Below are 13903 nucleotides of genomic sequence, written 5' to 3' on the forward strand. Positions count from 1 at the left end.
AGTTGCCGAATTTCAAATTTGCATGAAACCGCTTTCGGCGCAACGTCCGGCCAACCGAATGAGGAGGAGGCCATGGCGATCGAGCTTGAAGGTCTCGGGCTTAGCCCGGAACTGGCGGATGTGATGACCCGGCTGGCGCGTGTGGGGGCGGATCTCGCCCGCACCATTGCTCGCAACGGGGTGGAGACGGACCTGGCGGCGGGGGTGGGCACCAATGCCGGGGGCGATGGCCAAAAGGCGCTCGACGTGATGGCCGATGACGCCTTCCGCGAGGCGCTGACGGGCACGGCCGTCGCCTTTTACGCCTCCGAAGAACAGGACGAGGTGGTGACGCTGGGCAAAGGCACGCTGGCCTTGGCCATCGACCCGCTCGACGGCTCCTCGAACATCGATGTGAACGTGTCGATCGGCACGATCTTCTCGGTCTTCCCGGCGACCGACGACCCGAACACCAGCTTCCTGCGCAAGGGCTCGGAGCAGCTGGCGGGCGGCTATATCATCTACGGGCCGCAATGTGCGATCGTGTGCAGCTTCGGGCGCGGCGTGCATCACTGGGTGCTCGATCTCGACAGCCGCAGCTTCAAGCGCCTGCCCGACATCAAGGCACTGCCGCAAGACACCTCGGAATATGCGATCAACGCCTCGAACTACCGGCACTGGCCCTCGCCGATCCGCGCCTTCATCGACGATCTTGTCGCCGGCGCCGAGGGCCCGCGCGGGCGCAACTTCAACATGCGCTGGATCGCCTCGCTGGTCGCGGAAACCCACCGCATCCTGATGCGCGGCGGCGTCTTCCTGTATCCGGGCGACGAACGCAAGGGCTATGCCCGCGGCCGTCTGCGCCATGTCTATGAATGTGCGCCGATTGCCTTTCTGATCACACAAGTGGGCGGCGGCGCCACCGATGGCTGCGAAGACATCCTCTCGGCCATTCCCGACAAGCTGCATGCGCGCACGCCGTTCGTCTTTGGCTGCGCGGCCAAGGTGGCCCGCGTCACCGCCTATCACGACCTGCCCGGGGAGGAGACCTCGGCACTCTTCAACACCCGCGGTCTTTTCCGGAGCTGATCCCATGTCGAAAAAATACCCCATCATCTCTGTCGTCGGTTCTTCGGGGGCTGGCACCTCGACCGTCAAGGCGACCTTCGACCAGATCTTCCGCCGCGAGGGGGTGAAAGCCGTCTCGATCGAGGGCGACGCCTTCCACCGGTTCAACCGCGCCGACATGAAGGCGGAACTGGAACGCCGCTATGCCGCGGGCGATGCCACCTTCTCGCATTTCTCCTACGAGGCGAATGCGCTGGAAGATCTGGAACGCGTCTTCCGCGAATATGGCGAAACCGGCAAGGGCCGCACCCGGCGGTATGTCCATGACGCCAATGAATCGGCGAAATATGGTGTCGAGCCGGGCCATTTCACCGACTGGGCGCCGTTCGAGGAAGACACCGACCTGCTCTTCTACGAGGGCCTGCATGGCTGCGTGACGAATGATCAGGTCAACATCGCTGCCCATGCCGACCTGAAAATCGGTGTCGTGCCGGTGATCAACCTTGAATGGATCCAGAAGATCCACCGCGACCGGGCGCAACGTGGCTACACGACCGAGGCCGTCACCGATGTCATCCTGCGTCGCATGCATGCCTATGTGCACTGCATCGTGCCGCAATTCTCGCAGACCGACATCAACTTCCAGCGCGTGCCGGTGGTCGACACCTCGAACCCGTTCATCACCCGCTGGATCCCGACGCCGGACGAAAGCCTGATCGTGATCCGCTTCCGCAACCCGCGCGGCATCGACTTCCCCTATCTCACCTCGATGATCCACGGATCCTGGATGAGCCGGGCGAATTCGATCGTGATCCCGGGCAACAAGCAGGATCTGGCGATGCAGCTGATCCTGACGCCGCTGATCGAGCGTCTGGTCCGCGAAGGCCGCCGCGCCCGCGCCTGAGGCGAATGATTTCAAGACAATGGCGAGGTCCGGCAAACCGGGCCCGCCGCTCGGACGAAAGGCTCATCAGGGAGGAGGAGCCATGAAGGATCTCGATATGGCGCAGGAAACGCGGATGGCCACGGCCATTCGGGCGCTGGCGATGGATGCGGTGGAAAAGGCGAAATCCGGGCATCCCGGCATGCCGATGGGCATGGCCGATGTGGCCACCGTTCTTTTCAACCGCTTCATGAAGATTGACCCCGCCGCGCCGAAATGGCCCGACCGCGACCGTTTCGTGCTGTCGGCCGGTCATGGCTCGATGCTGCTTTACGCGCTGCACCACCTGCTCGGCTATGCCGACATGGATCTGGAACAGCTGAAAAACTTCCGCCAGCTTGGCGCCCGCACCGCCGGCCATCCCGAATATGGCCATGCCGATGGCATCGAGATGACCACCGGCCCGCTCGGTCAGGGGATTGCGACCGCGGTCGGCATGGCGCTGGCCGAGCGCATGAAGAACGCGCGTTATGGCAATGATCTTGTTGATCATTTCACCTATGTCATCGCCGGGGACGGTTGCCTGATGGAAGGTATCAGCCACGAGGCGATCGACCTGGCCGGGCATCTGGGGCTTGGCCGTCTGATCGTGCTTTGGGATGACAACCGCATCACCATCGACGGCGACACCGATCTTTCGACCTCGACCGATCAGAAAGCGCGCTTTGCCGCCTCGGGCTGGCATGTGCAATCCTGCGACGGTCATGCCCCGAACGAGATTGCCGCCGCGATTGAGGCCGCCCGCAAGGATCCGCGTCCTTCGATGATCGCCTGCCGCACCGTGATCGGCTTTGGCGCGCCGAACAAGCAAGGCGGCCATGACGTGCACGGCGCGCCGCTTGGCGCCGAGGAAATCGCCGCCGCGCGGGCCTTCCTCGACTGGCCGCATGCACCTTTCGAAATCCCTTCCGAACTCACCGCGGCCTGGGGCCGGGTCGCGGCGCGGGGGGCTTCGGCGCGGGCCAACTGGGAGGCGCGGTTGCAAAACCACGCTGCCCGCGCCGACTTCATCAAGGCGGAGGCCGACGATACCTCGGCGCTTCCCGCCGCCATCACCGCCTACAAGGCGAAGCTCTCGGCCGACAAGCCGAAGGTGGCGACGCGCAAGGCCAGCGAAATGGCGCTTGAAGTGGTGAACACCACCCTGCCCCATTCCGTTGGCGGCTCGGCCGACCTGACCGGCTCGAACCTGACCCGATCAAAGGGCATGGTCTCGGTCAAACCCGGCGCCTATGCGGGCAACTACATCCATTACGGCATCCGTGAACACGGGATGGCGGCGGCGATGAACGGCATCGCACTGCATGGCGGTCTGCGCCCCTATGGCGGCACCTTCATGGCCTTTGCCGATTACTGCCGCCCGTCCATTCGCCTCTCGGCGCTGATGGGGGTTCCGGTCACCTATGTGATGACCCATGACAGCATCGGCCTTGGCGAGGATGGTCCGACGCACCAGCCGGTCGAGCATCTGGCCTCGCTGCGGGCGATCCCGAACCTGAACGTGATCCGCCCCGCCGATGCGGTCGAAACCGCCGAGGCCTGGGAAATCGCCATGACCTCGAAACACACGCCGAGCCTGCTGGTGCTGTCGCGGCAGAACCTGCCGACCGTGCGCACGACGCATACAGCCGAGAACCTGACCGCGCGGGGCGCCTATCTGATCCGCGATCCCGAGGATCGTCAGGTGACGCTGATCGCCACCGGCTCGGAGCTGGAAATCGCCCTCGCCGCAGCCGACCAACTGGCGAAAGAGGGCATCCGCGCCGCTGTCGTCTCGGCCCCCTGCTTCGAGCTGTTCGCGTCGCAACCGCGCGATTACGTGACGAAGGTTCTGGGCACCGCGCCGCGCGTCGGCTGCGAGGCCGCGATCCGGCAGGGCTGGTGCATGCTGCTCGGCCCGGGCGATGCTTTCGTCGGCATGACCGGCTTTGGCGCCTCGGCCCCGGCGCCGCAGCTCTATCAACACTTCAATATCACCGCAGAGGCGATTGTCTCTGAAGCAAAAAACTTGATCTGAGGGAAAAGATGACCGTCAAAGTTGCCATCAACGGTTTTGGCCGCATCGGCCGCAACGTGCTGCGCGCCATCATCGAGTCGGGCCGTACCGATATCGAAGTCGTCGCGATCAACGACCTTGGCCCGGTGGAAACCAACGCCCACCTGCTGCGCTTCGATAGCGTGCACGGCCGCTTCCCCGCGACTGTGACCACCGGCGAAGACCGGATCGACGTCGGCCGCGGCCCGATCAAGGTGACCGCGATCCGCAATCCGGCCGAACTGCCCTGGGGCAATGTCGATGTGGCGATGGAATGCACCGGCATCTTCACCACCAAGGAAAAGGCCGCCGCCCACCTGCAGAACGGCTCGAAGCGCGTTCTGGTCTCGGCGCCGTGCGACAATGCAGACAAGACGATCGTCTTCGGCGTCAACCACGGCACGCTGACCAAGGAAGACATGGTCGTGTCGAACGCCTCGTGCACCACGAACTGCCTGTCGCCCGTCGCCAAGGCGCTGAACGACGCGATCGGGATCTCGAAAGGCTTCATGACGACGATCCACAGCTACACCGGCGATCAGCCGACGCTCGACACGATGCACAAGGATCTTTACCGCGCCCGCGCCGCCGCGCTGAGCATGATCCCGACCTCGACCGGCGCCGCCAAGGCCGTGGGTCTGGTGCTGCCGGAACTCAAGGGCAAGCTTGACGGCGTCGCGATCCGCGTGCCGACGCCGAATGTCTCGGTCGTGGACCTCGTCTTCGAAGCCGCCCGCGACACCACCGTGGCGGAAGTGAACGCTGCGATCCGCGCGGCCGCCGATGGCCCGCTGAAGGGCGTGCTGGGCTATACCGACCAGCCGAACGTGTCGTCGGACTTCAACCACGACCCCCATTCCTCGGTCTTCCACATGGATCAGACCAAGGTGATGGAGGGCAAGATGGTCCGCATCCTGAGCTGGTATGACAACGAATGGGGCTTCTCGAACCGCATGGCGGATACCGCCGTCGCGATGGGCAAGCTGATCTGAAACGGCCGGGGGCTCTGCCCCCGGACCCCCGGGATATTTGGAGCAAGATAAAGCTGCTCCACGATTTGAGGACATCAAAATGGCACTGATCACCCTTCGGCAACTGCTGGACCACGCGGCGGAATATTCCTACGGCGTGCCCGCCTTCAACATCAACAACATGGAACAGGGCCTCGCCATCATGGAGGCCGCCAAGGCCGTCGATGCGCCGGTCATCATCCAGGCCTCGCGCGGCGCGCGGTCCTATGCCAATGACATCATGCTGGCGAAGATGATCGAGGCCTTGGCCGCGATCTACCCGGATATCCCGCTCTGCATGCACCAGGACCACGGCAACAACGAGGCCACCTGCATGACCGCGATCCGCCACGGCTTCACCTCGGTGATGATGGACGGCTCGCTGGAAGGGGATGCAAAGACGCCCGCAAGCTACGAATATAACGTCGAAATCTCGGAACGCGTTGCGCGGATGGCGCATTGGGTCGGCGCCTCGGTCGAGGGGGAGCTGGGCGTTCTCGGTTCGCTTGAAACCGGCGAGGGCGAGGCCGAGGATGGTCACGGTGCGGTGGGCAAGCTCGATCACTCGATGCTGCTGACGGACCCGGATCAAGCCGTTGACTTCGTCAAGAAAACCCAAGTCGACGCGCTGGCGATCGCCTGTGGCACCTCGCATGGCGCTTACAAGTTCTCGCGCAAGCCCGATGGCGAAATCCTGGCGATGTCGGTGATCGAGGCGATCCACAAGAAGCTGCCGAACACCCACCTTGTGATGCACGGCTCGTCGTCGGTGCCGCAGGATCTGCAGGACATCATCAACGAATTCGGCGGTGCCATGCCGCAAACCTTCGGCGTGCCGGTTGAAGAAATCGTCCGCGGCATCAAGATGGGCGTGCGCAAGGTCAACATCGACACCGACTGCCGCATGGCGATGACCGGTCAGTTCCGCCGCATCGCCGAGCAGAACAAGGCCGAATTCGACCCGCGCAAATTCCTCAAGCCCGCGATGGATGCGATGCGCGACCTCTGCAAGGCCCGTCTTGAGGCCTTCGGCACCGCTGGCCATGCCAGCAAAATCAAGGTCATCCCGATGGATGATATGGCGAAACGCTACGCCAGCGGTTCGCTCGCGCCCAAAACCGCCTGATCGAAAGGACCCCTCATCATGGATCAGTCTAACCGTTACGCCCGGCTCGACCTCAAGGAAGCCGATCTCATCGCCGGCGGGCGCCATGTGCTTTGCGCCTATATCATGAAGCCCAAGGCGGGCTACGGCTACCTTGAAACGGCCGCCCACTTCGCCGCCGAAAGCTCGACCGGCACCAACGTCGAGGTTTCGACCACCGACGACTTCACCCGCGGCGTCGATGCGCTGGTCTACGAGATCGACCCCGAGCGCGAGATCATGAAGATCGCCTATCCGGTCGAACTCTTTGACCGCAACATCATCGACGGCCGGGCGATGCTGTGCTCGTTCCTGACGCTGACGATCGGCAACAACCAGGGCATGGGCGATGTCGAATACGCCAAGATGCACGACTTCTGGGTGCCGCCCTGCTACCTGCGCCTGTTCGACGGCCCCTCGATGAACATCGCCGACATGTGGCGGGTGCTGGGCCGCGACGTGAAGGACGGCGGCATGGTCGTGGGTACGATCATCAAGCCGAAGCTCGGTCTGCGTCCGAAACCCTTCGCGGATGCCTGCTATGAATTCTGGCTGGGCGGCGATTTCATCAAGAACGATGAACCGCAGGGCAACCAGACCTTCGCGCCGCTGAAGGAAACCATCCGTCTGGTCGCCGATGCGATGAAACGGGCGCAGGACGAAACCGGCGAAGCCAAGCTCTTCTCGGCCAACATCACCGCCGACGACCATTACGAAATGGTCGCCCGTGGCGAATACATCCTTGAAACCTTTGGCGAAAACGCCGATCACGTCGCCTTCCTCGTGGATGGTTACGTCACCGGCCCGGCCGCGATCACCACCTGCCGTCGGCAGTTCCCGCGTCAATTCCTGCACTATCACCGCGCGGGCCACGGCGCCGTGACCTCGCCGCAGTCGATGCGCGGCTACACCGCCTTCGTTCTGTCCAAGATGTCGCGTCTGCAGGGCGCTTCGGGTATCCACACCGGGACGATGGGTTATGGCAAGATGGAGGGCGATGCCTCCGACAAGATCATGGCTTACATGCTGACCGACGAAGCGGCGCAGGGTCCGTTCTACCATCAGGACTGGCTGGGCATGAAAGCTACGACGCCGATCATCTCGGGTGGCATGAACGCGTTGCGCCTGCCGGGCTTCTTCGACAACCTCGGCCATTCGAACGTGATCCAGACCTCGGGCGGCGGCGCCTTTGGTCACCTTGATGGCGGCACCGCCGGGGCGAAATCGCTGCGGCAGTCCTGCGACGCCTGGAAGGCGGGTGTGGATCTGGTGACCTATGCGAAATCGCACCGCGAACTGGCCCGCGCCTTCGAGAGCTTCCCGAACGACGCCGACAAGCTCTATCCGGGCTGGCGCGAAGCTCTGGGCGTGAAGTAAGGCTTGACCATCGGGCGGGGGGACACCCCCGCCCACACCCCTCTTTGGAGACCGACATGACCTTCGACCGTTCCATCAAGATCGCTCCCTCGATCCTTTCTGCCGACTTCGCCGACTTCGGCCGTGAAATTCAGGCCATCGAGGCGCAGGGCGCCGACTGGGTGCATGTCGATGTGATGGATGGGCACTTCGTGCCGAACCTCACCTTCGGTCCGCCAGCCGTGGCGGCCTTCCGCAAGCACGTCAAGACGGTGATGGACGTGCACCTGATGATTTCCCCGGTCGACACCTATATCGACGCCTATGCCGCCGCGGGCGCCGATGTGCTGACCGCCCATGTCGAGGCTGGCCCGCATATCCACCGCACGATGCAGGCGATCCGCGCCGCGGGCATGAAATCGGGCGTCGCCGTGAACCCCGGCACGCCGATCGAAGCGATCGAGCATATCCTCGACATCACCGACGTCGTCTGCATCATGACGGTGAACCCCGGCTTTGGCGGCCAGAAATACATCGACATGACCGTCAAGGTGCGCAAGCTGCGGGCACTGATCGGCGATCGCCCGGTGCATATCGAGATCGATGGCGGCATGGACCCGGTCACCGCGCCGCTGATGGCGGCGGCAGGAGCTGACGTGTTCGTTGCGGGCTCGGGCGTTTTCAAGGGCGGCTCGGTCGCGACCCCCGAGGTCTATGGCAAGAACATCGCCGCCATCCGTGCGGCGGCACAGTCGGCGCTGTAAGATCATGGCCGTCTCCCCTCCGGTCTGCGATTTTGGCTGGAAAGCCCCGGATTTCCGCCTGCCCGACACCTCGGGCAGGCTCTGGAGCCTTGAGGATATCCGCGGGCCGAAAGGCTTGCTGATCATGTTTATCTGCAACCATTGCCCCTATGTTCAGGCGATCCTTGACCGGCTGCAACGCGATGCCGAGGCGCTGATGGAAGTGGGCATCGGCGTGGCGGCGATTTCGTCGAACGACGTTGCAAGCTACCCCGAGGACAGCCCCGAAAACATGGCCCGGCTGGCGGCGGAGCGGGGCTTTCGTTTCCCCTATCTTTTTGACGAAACACAAGCCGTGGCAAAGGCTTACGATGCGGTCTGCACACCGGATTTCTTCGGATTCAACGCCGATGATCAGCTGCAGTATCGCGGACGGCTCGACGCTTCGGGCCGCACCGCCGGTCCGGCGGATGCCCGGCGGGAGCTTTACGAGGCGATGCTGAGTGTTGCCGAAACCGGCCAGGGACCGCGCGATCAGATCGCCTCGATGGGCTGTTCGATCAAATGGAAAGAGTGATGACCCCCGCGCTGATCTTCGACCTTGACGGAACGCTGATCGACTCGGCGCCCGCCATTCACAAGGTTTCGAACGACGTGCTGACGGGGCGCGGCTATGCGCCCCTCAGCCTGGAGCAGATCCGCAGTTTCGTCGGTCAGGGTGCCCCGCATCTGGTGCGCTGCCTGCTGACGACGGCGGGCGAAGATCCCGAGGGTCCGCTTTTCGATGCGATCTATGCCGACCTTGTCACGCGCTATGAAACGGATGTCGAGGGAAACACCCTTTACCCGGATGTGATCGCGGCCTTGGAGCACCTGCGGGCGATCGGATGCCCGATGGCGATCACTACCAACAAGCCTTACAAGCCCGCTCTCGCCGCGATCGCGCATGTCGGTCTGACGGATTATTTCGAGCTTGTCATTGGCGGCGACAGCCTGCCGACTCGCAAGCCGAACCCCGAGATGGTGCATGAAGCGCAAAGATTATTGGGCCGGGACAGGGCCCTTTACATCGGCGACAGCGAGATCGACGCACAGACCGCCGAGAATGCGGGACTGCCGTTCGTGATCTACACCGAAGGCTATCGCAAGACCCCGGTCGACGCCTTGCCTCATGCGGTGAAGTTCAGCGATTTCAAAGACCTGCCGCGTATCGTTGAGGGATGGACATGGACCTGAAAGCGTTGATTTTCGACGTCGACGGCACCTTGGCGGAAACCGAGGAAGTGCATCGCCAGGCGTTCAACGAAACCTTCGCCGCGCGCGGGATCGATTGGAACTGGTCGAAGGAAGATTATCGGACGCTTCTGCGCACCACCGGCGGCAAGGAGCGGATGGCGAAACACCGGGAAAATGTGGGCTACGGCCCCAACGATTCCGAGATCGCCGAGCTGCACAAGGCGAAGACCAAACGCTATGTCGAGATCATCGCCTCGGGTCAGGTCGACCTCCTGCCCGGTGTCGCTGACCTGATCGAGCGGGCGCAGGCCGCGGGGCTTCGCATCGCGATTGCGACCACCACGACCCGCGCCAATGTCGATGCGCTGATCGCGGCCACCTTCCGTCGCCCCCCCGATGCCATTTTCGAGGTGATCGCCGCCGGCGACGAGGTCGCAAAGAAGAAACCCGCGCCGGACGTGTATCTGCTGGCCTTGAAGAGCCTAGATCTGCCGCCCGAAGCCTGCATCGCCTTCGAGGACAGCCGGGCGGGCCTCGCCTCGGCCAAGGCCGCAGGACTTCGGGTCGTTCTGACACCCTCGGAATATACTCGAGGCGATGATTTCTCCGCCGCGGATTGGCTGATCCCCGATCTGACCGCCGCCGCCACGAAAGAGATTCCGGAACTGCCTTGAGCCTCTTGCACCCACCGGCACCGCAGTCCAGAGTGGGCGCGGAACTTGCCGGAGGAAGACATGGACCTGCGCTACCTGACGCCCGATTTCGCCGTGGCACCGCAGATCGCTCTTGATGAGGTCGCCGAGGCCGCCAAGCGCGGTTTTCGCACGCTGATCAACAACCGTCCCGATGAAGAAGTTGATGCGGCAATGTCGCACGAGGCGATGCAGGCCGCCGCAACCGCGGTCGGGATTGCCTATGTGCATTTGCCCTATTACCCGGGCGAACTGACCTCCGATCTGATCGAGGATTTCGAGACCGCACTTGCCTCGGCGCAGACGCCAGTTCTGGCCTGGTGCCGCTCGGGAACGCGGTCGTCGCACCTCTGGGCACTGAGCCAGGCGGGGGTGCTTTCGGTCGACGAGATCGTGCAGAATGCGAAAAATGCTGGATATGATCTCTCTGCCTTGGTGCCGATGATCCGTGCAAAGGCCGCCAACACAGCTTCCGATACTTGAAGAACGAAACTCAATCGCCTGGTAAAAAAGCACAATTGCACAGAAGCCGGAAGGATGGTTCAGTCTGCGACCTTGTGACTTCTGGGACATAAAACAGGTCAACAGACTTGCGCCCATAGGGTTGTGCATGGCAATAGTGTGATCTGTGCAAGCTTGCGAGGTGTGAGACGCACGCTATGCTGGATCATCTTGAACAGCTTCTGGTTGCCGAGGACATCGGCACCATCTGGAACATGCACTGTGCCCAGATGGCGAAATTCGGATTCGACCGCCTCATCTATGGGTTTACCCGGTTCCGCGCCACGCAGAATTTCGGGTCGCTCGACGATACGCTTATCCTCTCGAACCACGATCCTTCCTATTTGAATTCCTTCCTGGGCGCGGGTCTGTTCTCGGAAGCACCGATGGTGAAATGGGCGCTTGATTCGGTCGGAGCCTGCTCTTGGCGCATCGTCGCCGAGCGCGCGGCCGCCGGAGAGCTGAGCGAAGGCGAAAAGCGGGTGCTTGAGCTCAATCGTCGCTTTAAAGTTCTGGCGGGCTATTCGATCGGATTCCCTGACACTTCGGCCCGTGCCAAGGGAGCGATCGGGCTCTGCGCGAAGGCCGGCCTCACGCAGGCCGATGTTGATGCGATCTGGGAAGAGCATGGACGTGATCTGCGCGTGCTGAACTCGATCATGCATCTCAAGATCAGCGCCCTGCCCTTTTCGACCACGCGACGACCGCTGACTGCGCGTCAGCGCGAGGTGTTGGAGTGGGTCGGCGACGGCAAGACTTCTGCCGATATCGCGCAGATTCTGGGTCTGACGATCGCCACGGTCGAGAAGCACCTGCGCTTGGCACGCGAGGCGCTTGAGGTCGAAACAACCGCTCAAGCCCTGCTTAAAGCCTCGATGCAAAAGCAACTTTTTATTACAACAGCTTCGTAGCCCAAGGTCAACCTGTCCAAAAAGTCTGCGGCATTCCTGCACGGTAAGGAAAACCTGACTACTCCGAATCTCCAAAATTGGGCTAACTACACGTGTTCCGTGAGTGGTGGCTTCGGCCAGGAACGGGGAAGCAGTCGAAGATTGATCCGGCGAGATCCCACCCGGTTTTCCGGTACGGCCCAGCGAGTTTATAGTCACCCGTCTGGGCCGTTTCATTTTTATGCATATAAAATGTAGAATTTAACCCATGCCGTAGCGTCATCCCCTGAAAAAGAAAAACGCCGCCCCGAAGGGCGGCGCTGTCTTTTGCCGAGGGGCTGCGCTTACGCGCCGACCATCTTCGCCACTTCGGCGGCGAAATCCTCTTCCTTCTTCTCGACGCCTTCGCCCACGGCGAGACGCGCGAAGCCGGTGATTTCCACGCCCGCCTCAAGCGCAGCCTGAGCCACGGTCACATCGGGGTTCATCACGAACTTCTGGTTCACGAGGGTCACTTCCTCGAGGAACTTCTTCATCCGGCCCGGGATGATATTGTTGTGAATCACCTGCTCGGGCTTCGGCTTGGCCGAGGTGGCATTTTCTTCCAGCGCCTTGGCGGTCTGCACTTGCAGCTCGCGCTCCAGCACGGCCGGATCAAGGCTGGCTTCGTTCAGCGAAATCGGCGAGGTCGCAGCGATATGCATCGCGAACTGCTTGCCGATTTCTTGCGCCTTGGCCGCATCGCCCTTCAGCGCCACGAGCACACCGATCTTGCCCATTTCCGAGGCAGCGGCGTTGTGGACGTAGGAGACGATGGTGTCGCCTTCCAGAACGTGCAGACGACGGAAGGTCATGTTCTCGCCGATACGGGCGATGGCTTCGCCGATGACTTCATCGACGGTCTTGCCGTTCAGGGCCGCGCCCTTCACCACTTCGACCGATTCGCCGACTTCCAGGGCGGTCTTGGCGACGTCACGCACCAGCGCCTGGAAATCGGTGTTCTTGGCGACGAAGTCGGTTTCCGAGTTGATCTCGATCGCGACGCCACGGCCGGTGGTCACGGCGACGCCGATCAGGCCTTCGGCGGCAACGCGATCGGCCTTTTTGGCGGCTTTCGCCAGACCCTTGGTGCGCAGCCAGTCGATGGCGGCATCCATGTTGCCGTCGCACTCGGTCAGCGCTTTTTTCGCGTCCATCATGCCGGCGCCGGTGGTTTCGCGCAGTTCTTTCACCATCTGAGCGGTGATCGCCATGGGAACTCTCCTTGGAATGAGGTGAGGGCGGGGTTACCCCCGCCCGATGAAGCTTGTGTGACGGCCGGTGCTCAGGCCTCGGCAACGTCCTCGACCGGGGCTTCTTCCAGAGCGCCGAGGTCAACACCGGCGGCACCCATCTGGGCGCTCATGCCGTCGAGCGCCGCGCGCGAGACGAGGTCGCAGTAGAGCGCGATGGCGCGGGCGGCGTCGTCGTTGCCCGGGATCACGTAGTCAACGCCCTTCGGCGAGCAGTTGGTGTCGACGACGGCCACGACCGGGATGCCGAGCTTCTGCGCTTCGAGGATCGCGAGATCTTCCTTCGACACGTCGATCACGAACAGCAGGTCCGGCAGACCGCCCATTTCGCGGATCCCGCCGAGCGACGCTTGCAGTTTGGCCTGCTCGCGTTCCATGCCCAGACGCTCTTTCTTGGTCAGCCCTTCAGCGCCAGCGCCCATAACTTCGTCGATGTGCTTCAGACGGGCGATCGACTGCGAAACGGTTTTCCAGTTCGTCAGCGTGCCGCCGAGCCAGCGGTGGTTCATGTAGAACTGGGCGCAGCGTTCCGCAGCATCGGCCACGGCTTTCGAGGCCTGACGCTTGGTGCCGACGAAGAGCACGCGGCCGCCCTTGGCGACGGTCTCACGGACCACGTTCAGAGCCGCGTCCAGCATCGGGACGGTCTGGGTCAGGTCGATGATGTGGATGCCATTGCGCTCGCCATAGATGAACTCCGCCATGCGGGGGTTCCAGCGTTGCGTCTGGTGGCCGTAGTGAACGCCAGCTTCAAGAAGCTGACGCAGCGAGAAATCGGGAAGCGCCATGTTCCATTTCCTTTCCGGTTTGCGCCTGAGCGGAGGATTTCAGGGTTGCCCCCAACCGGTGGACCGAACGGGGATGTCTCCCGCCGTTGGCCCGCCTCCGCCTGTGAAGTGCGCGCCTCTTAGACCAGCCTGGCCCCTCTGGCAAGCCCCCGGCGCTTGTCTTCGGTGTGGCGCGGATGTTTTGGGCCTCATCAACGGGGCTTCCTTCACAATTCCGCTTTATCTT

At 62.7% G+C, this 13903-nt stretch carries 14 protein-coding genes; 12 read left to right on the forward strand and 2 right to left on the reverse strand.

Translation table 11 applies throughout. The annotated features are described in order from the left end of the window. Window positions 1-72: 72 nt before the first annotated feature. The 12 genes from ACTTAI_RS11175 to ACTTAI_RS11230 all read left to right on the forward strand — a co-directional run bounded on the left by ACTTAI_RS11175 (window position 73) and on the right by ACTTAI_RS11230 (window position 11618). Window positions 73-1068: a class 1 fructose-bisphosphatase gene (locus ACTTAI_RS11175; RefSeq protein WP_444451620.1), complete on the forward strand. Its 996-nt coding sequence runs from the start codon at window positions 73-75 to the stop codon at window positions 1066-1068. Window positions 1069-1072: 4 nt separating this feature from the next. Then, window positions 1073-1951 carry a phosphoribulokinase gene (locus tag ACTTAI_RS11180; protein WP_013067557.1) on the forward strand — a complete coding sequence of 293 codons (879 nt, stop codon included), beginning with the start codon at window positions 1073-1075 and terminating at the stop codon, window positions 1949-1951. A gap of 82 nt (window positions 1952-2033) precedes the next feature. Then, window positions 2034-4007, forward strand: coding sequence for a transketolase (gene tkt, locus ACTTAI_RS11185; protein WP_444451622.1), 1974 nt, complete (start codon window positions 2034-2036; stop codon window positions 4005-4007). Window positions 4008-4015: 8 nt separating this feature from the next. After that, window positions 4016-5017, forward strand: coding sequence for a type I glyceraldehyde-3-phosphate dehydrogenase (gene gap / locus ACTTAI_RS11190; protein WP_444451624.1), 1002 nt, complete (start codon window positions 4016-4018; stop codon window positions 5015-5017). Window positions 5018-5096: 79 nt separating this feature from the next. Continuing rightward, window positions 5097-6161 carry a class II fructose-bisphosphate aldolase gene (gene fba / locus ACTTAI_RS11195; protein WP_074553302.1) on the forward strand — a complete coding sequence of 355 codons (1065 nt, stop codon included), beginning with the start codon at window positions 5097-5099 and terminating at the stop codon, window positions 6159-6161. Between the two features lie 18 nt (window positions 6162-6179). Further along, window positions 6180-7556 carry a ribulose-bisphosphate carboxylase gene (locus tag ACTTAI_RS11200; RefSeq protein ID WP_444451626.1) on the forward strand — a complete coding sequence of 459 codons (1377 nt, stop codon included), beginning with the start codon at window positions 6180-6182 and terminating at the stop codon, window positions 7554-7556. 56 nt (window positions 7557-7612) lie between these two features. Then, complete coding sequence (rpe, locus tag ACTTAI_RS11205) at window positions 7613-8299, forward strand: ribulose-phosphate 3-epimerase (protein ID WP_444451628.1); 687 nt, start codon at window positions 7613-7615, stop codon at window positions 8297-8299. 4 nt (window positions 8300-8303) lie between these two features. Then, window positions 8304-8855: a thioredoxin family protein gene (locus ACTTAI_RS11210; protein WP_444451631.1), complete on the forward strand. Its 552-nt coding sequence runs from the start codon at window positions 8304-8306 to the stop codon at window positions 8853-8855. Beyond that, window positions 8855-9514 (forward strand): phosphoglycolate phosphatase, encoded by a 660-nt coding sequence (gene gph, locus ACTTAI_RS11215; protein WP_444451633.1) that lies wholly within the window; start codon window positions 8855-8857, stop codon window positions 9512-9514. Before ACTTAI_RS11210 ends, gph begins: the two co-directional genes overlap by 1 nt. After that, window positions 9505-10188, forward strand: a complete 684-nt coding sequence (locus tag ACTTAI_RS11220) for an HAD family hydrolase (protein WP_444451635.1) — start codon at window positions 9505-9507, stop codon at window positions 10186-10188. The genes gph and ACTTAI_RS11220 overlap by 10 nt, the downstream gene beginning before the upstream one ends. A gap of 60 nt (window positions 10189-10248) precedes the next feature. Next, the gene (locus ACTTAI_RS11225; RefSeq protein WP_444451637.1) at window positions 10249-10689 is read left to right on the forward strand and encodes a TIGR01244 family sulfur transferase; all 441 of its coding nucleotides are present in this window, start codon (window positions 10249-10251) and stop codon (window positions 10687-10689) included. A 176-nt stretch (window positions 10690-10865) separates the two neighbouring features. After that, the gene (locus ACTTAI_RS11230; RefSeq protein ID WP_444451639.1) at window positions 10866-11618 is read left to right on the forward strand and encodes a helix-turn-helix transcriptional regulator; all 753 of its coding nucleotides are present in this window, start codon (window positions 10866-10868) and stop codon (window positions 11616-11618) included. A gap of 323 nt (window positions 11619-11941) precedes the next feature. Here ACTTAI_RS11230 and tsf read toward each other — a convergent pair whose 3' ends face one another. Both tsf and rpsB read right to left on the reverse strand, forming a co-directional pair. Continuing rightward, the gene (gene tsf / locus ACTTAI_RS11235; RefSeq protein WP_444451641.1) at window positions 11942-12850 is read right to left on the reverse strand and encodes a translation elongation factor Ts; all 909 of its coding nucleotides are present in this window, start codon (window positions 12848-12850) and stop codon (window positions 11942-11944) included. Between the two features lie 71 nt (window positions 12851-12921). After that, the gene (gene rpsB / locus ACTTAI_RS11240; protein ID WP_444451643.1) at window positions 12922-13677 is read right to left on the reverse strand and encodes a 30S ribosomal protein S2; all 756 of its coding nucleotides are present in this window, start codon (window positions 13675-13677) and stop codon (window positions 12922-12924) included. Window positions 13678-13903: the final 226 nt, after the last annotated feature.

Source organism: Rhodobacter capsulatus (assembly GCF_052363175.1).
Classification (GTDB): Bacteria; Pseudomonadota; Alphaproteobacteria; order Rhodobacterales; family Rhodobacteraceae; genus Rhodobacter; species Rhodobacter capsulatus_D.

What these genes read in the sequence shown, in the direction of transcription:
- ACTTAI_RS11180 (WP_013067557.1), top strand. Translation starts at nt 1,073, where the DNA reads ATGTCGAAAAAATACCCCATCATCTCTGTCGTCGGTTCTTCGGGGGCT.
- gap (WP_444451624.1), top strand. Translation starts at nt 4,016, where the DNA reads ATGACCGTCAAAGTTGCCATCAACGGTTTTGGCCGCATCGGCCGCAAC.
- ACTTAI_RS11220 (WP_444451635.1), top strand. Translation starts at nt 9,505, where the DNA reads ATGGACCTGAAAGCGTTGATTTTCGACGTCGACGGCACCTTGGCGGAA.
- ACTTAI_RS11175 (WP_444451620.1), top strand. Translation starts at nt 73, where the DNA reads ATGGCGATCGAGCTTGAAGGTCTCGGGCTTAGCCCGGAACTGGCGGAT.
- rpsB (WP_444451643.1), bottom strand. Translation starts at nt 13,677, where the DNA reads ATGGCGCTTCCCGATTTCTCGCTGCGTCAGCTTCTTGAAGCTGGCGTT.
- ACTTAI_RS11230 (WP_444451639.1), top strand. Translation starts at nt 10,866, where the DNA reads ATGCTGGATCATCTTGAACAGCTTCTGGTTGCCGAGGACATCGGCACC.
- ACTTAI_RS11200 (WP_444451626.1), top strand. Translation starts at nt 6,180, where the DNA reads ATGGATCAGTCTAACCGTTACGCCCGGCTCGACCTCAAGGAAGCCGAT.
- ACTTAI_RS11225 (WP_444451637.1), top strand. Translation starts at nt 10,249, where the DNA reads ATGGACCTGCGCTACCTGACGCCCGATTTCGCCGTGGCACCGCAGATC.
- tsf (WP_444451641.1), bottom strand. Translation starts at nt 12,850, where the DNA reads ATGGCGATCACCGCTCAGATGGTGAAAGAACTGCGCGAAACCACCGGC.
- fba (WP_074553302.1), top strand. Translation starts at nt 5,097, where the DNA reads ATGGCACTGATCACCCTTCGGCAACTGCTGGACCACGCGGCGGAATAT.
- ACTTAI_RS11210 (WP_444451631.1), top strand. Translation starts at nt 8,304, where the DNA reads ATGGCCGTCTCCCCTCCGGTCTGCGATTTTGGCTGGAAAGCCCCGGAT.
- gph (WP_444451633.1), top strand. Translation starts at nt 8,855, where the DNA reads ATGACCCCCGCGCTGATCTTCGACCTTGACGGAACGCTGATCGACTCG.
- rpe (WP_444451628.1), top strand. Translation starts at nt 7,613, where the DNA reads ATGACCTTCGACCGTTCCATCAAGATCGCTCCCTCGATCCTTTCTGCC.
- tkt (WP_444451622.1), top strand. Translation starts at nt 2,034, where the DNA reads ATGAAGGATCTCGATATGGCGCAGGAAACGCGGATGGCCACGGCCATT.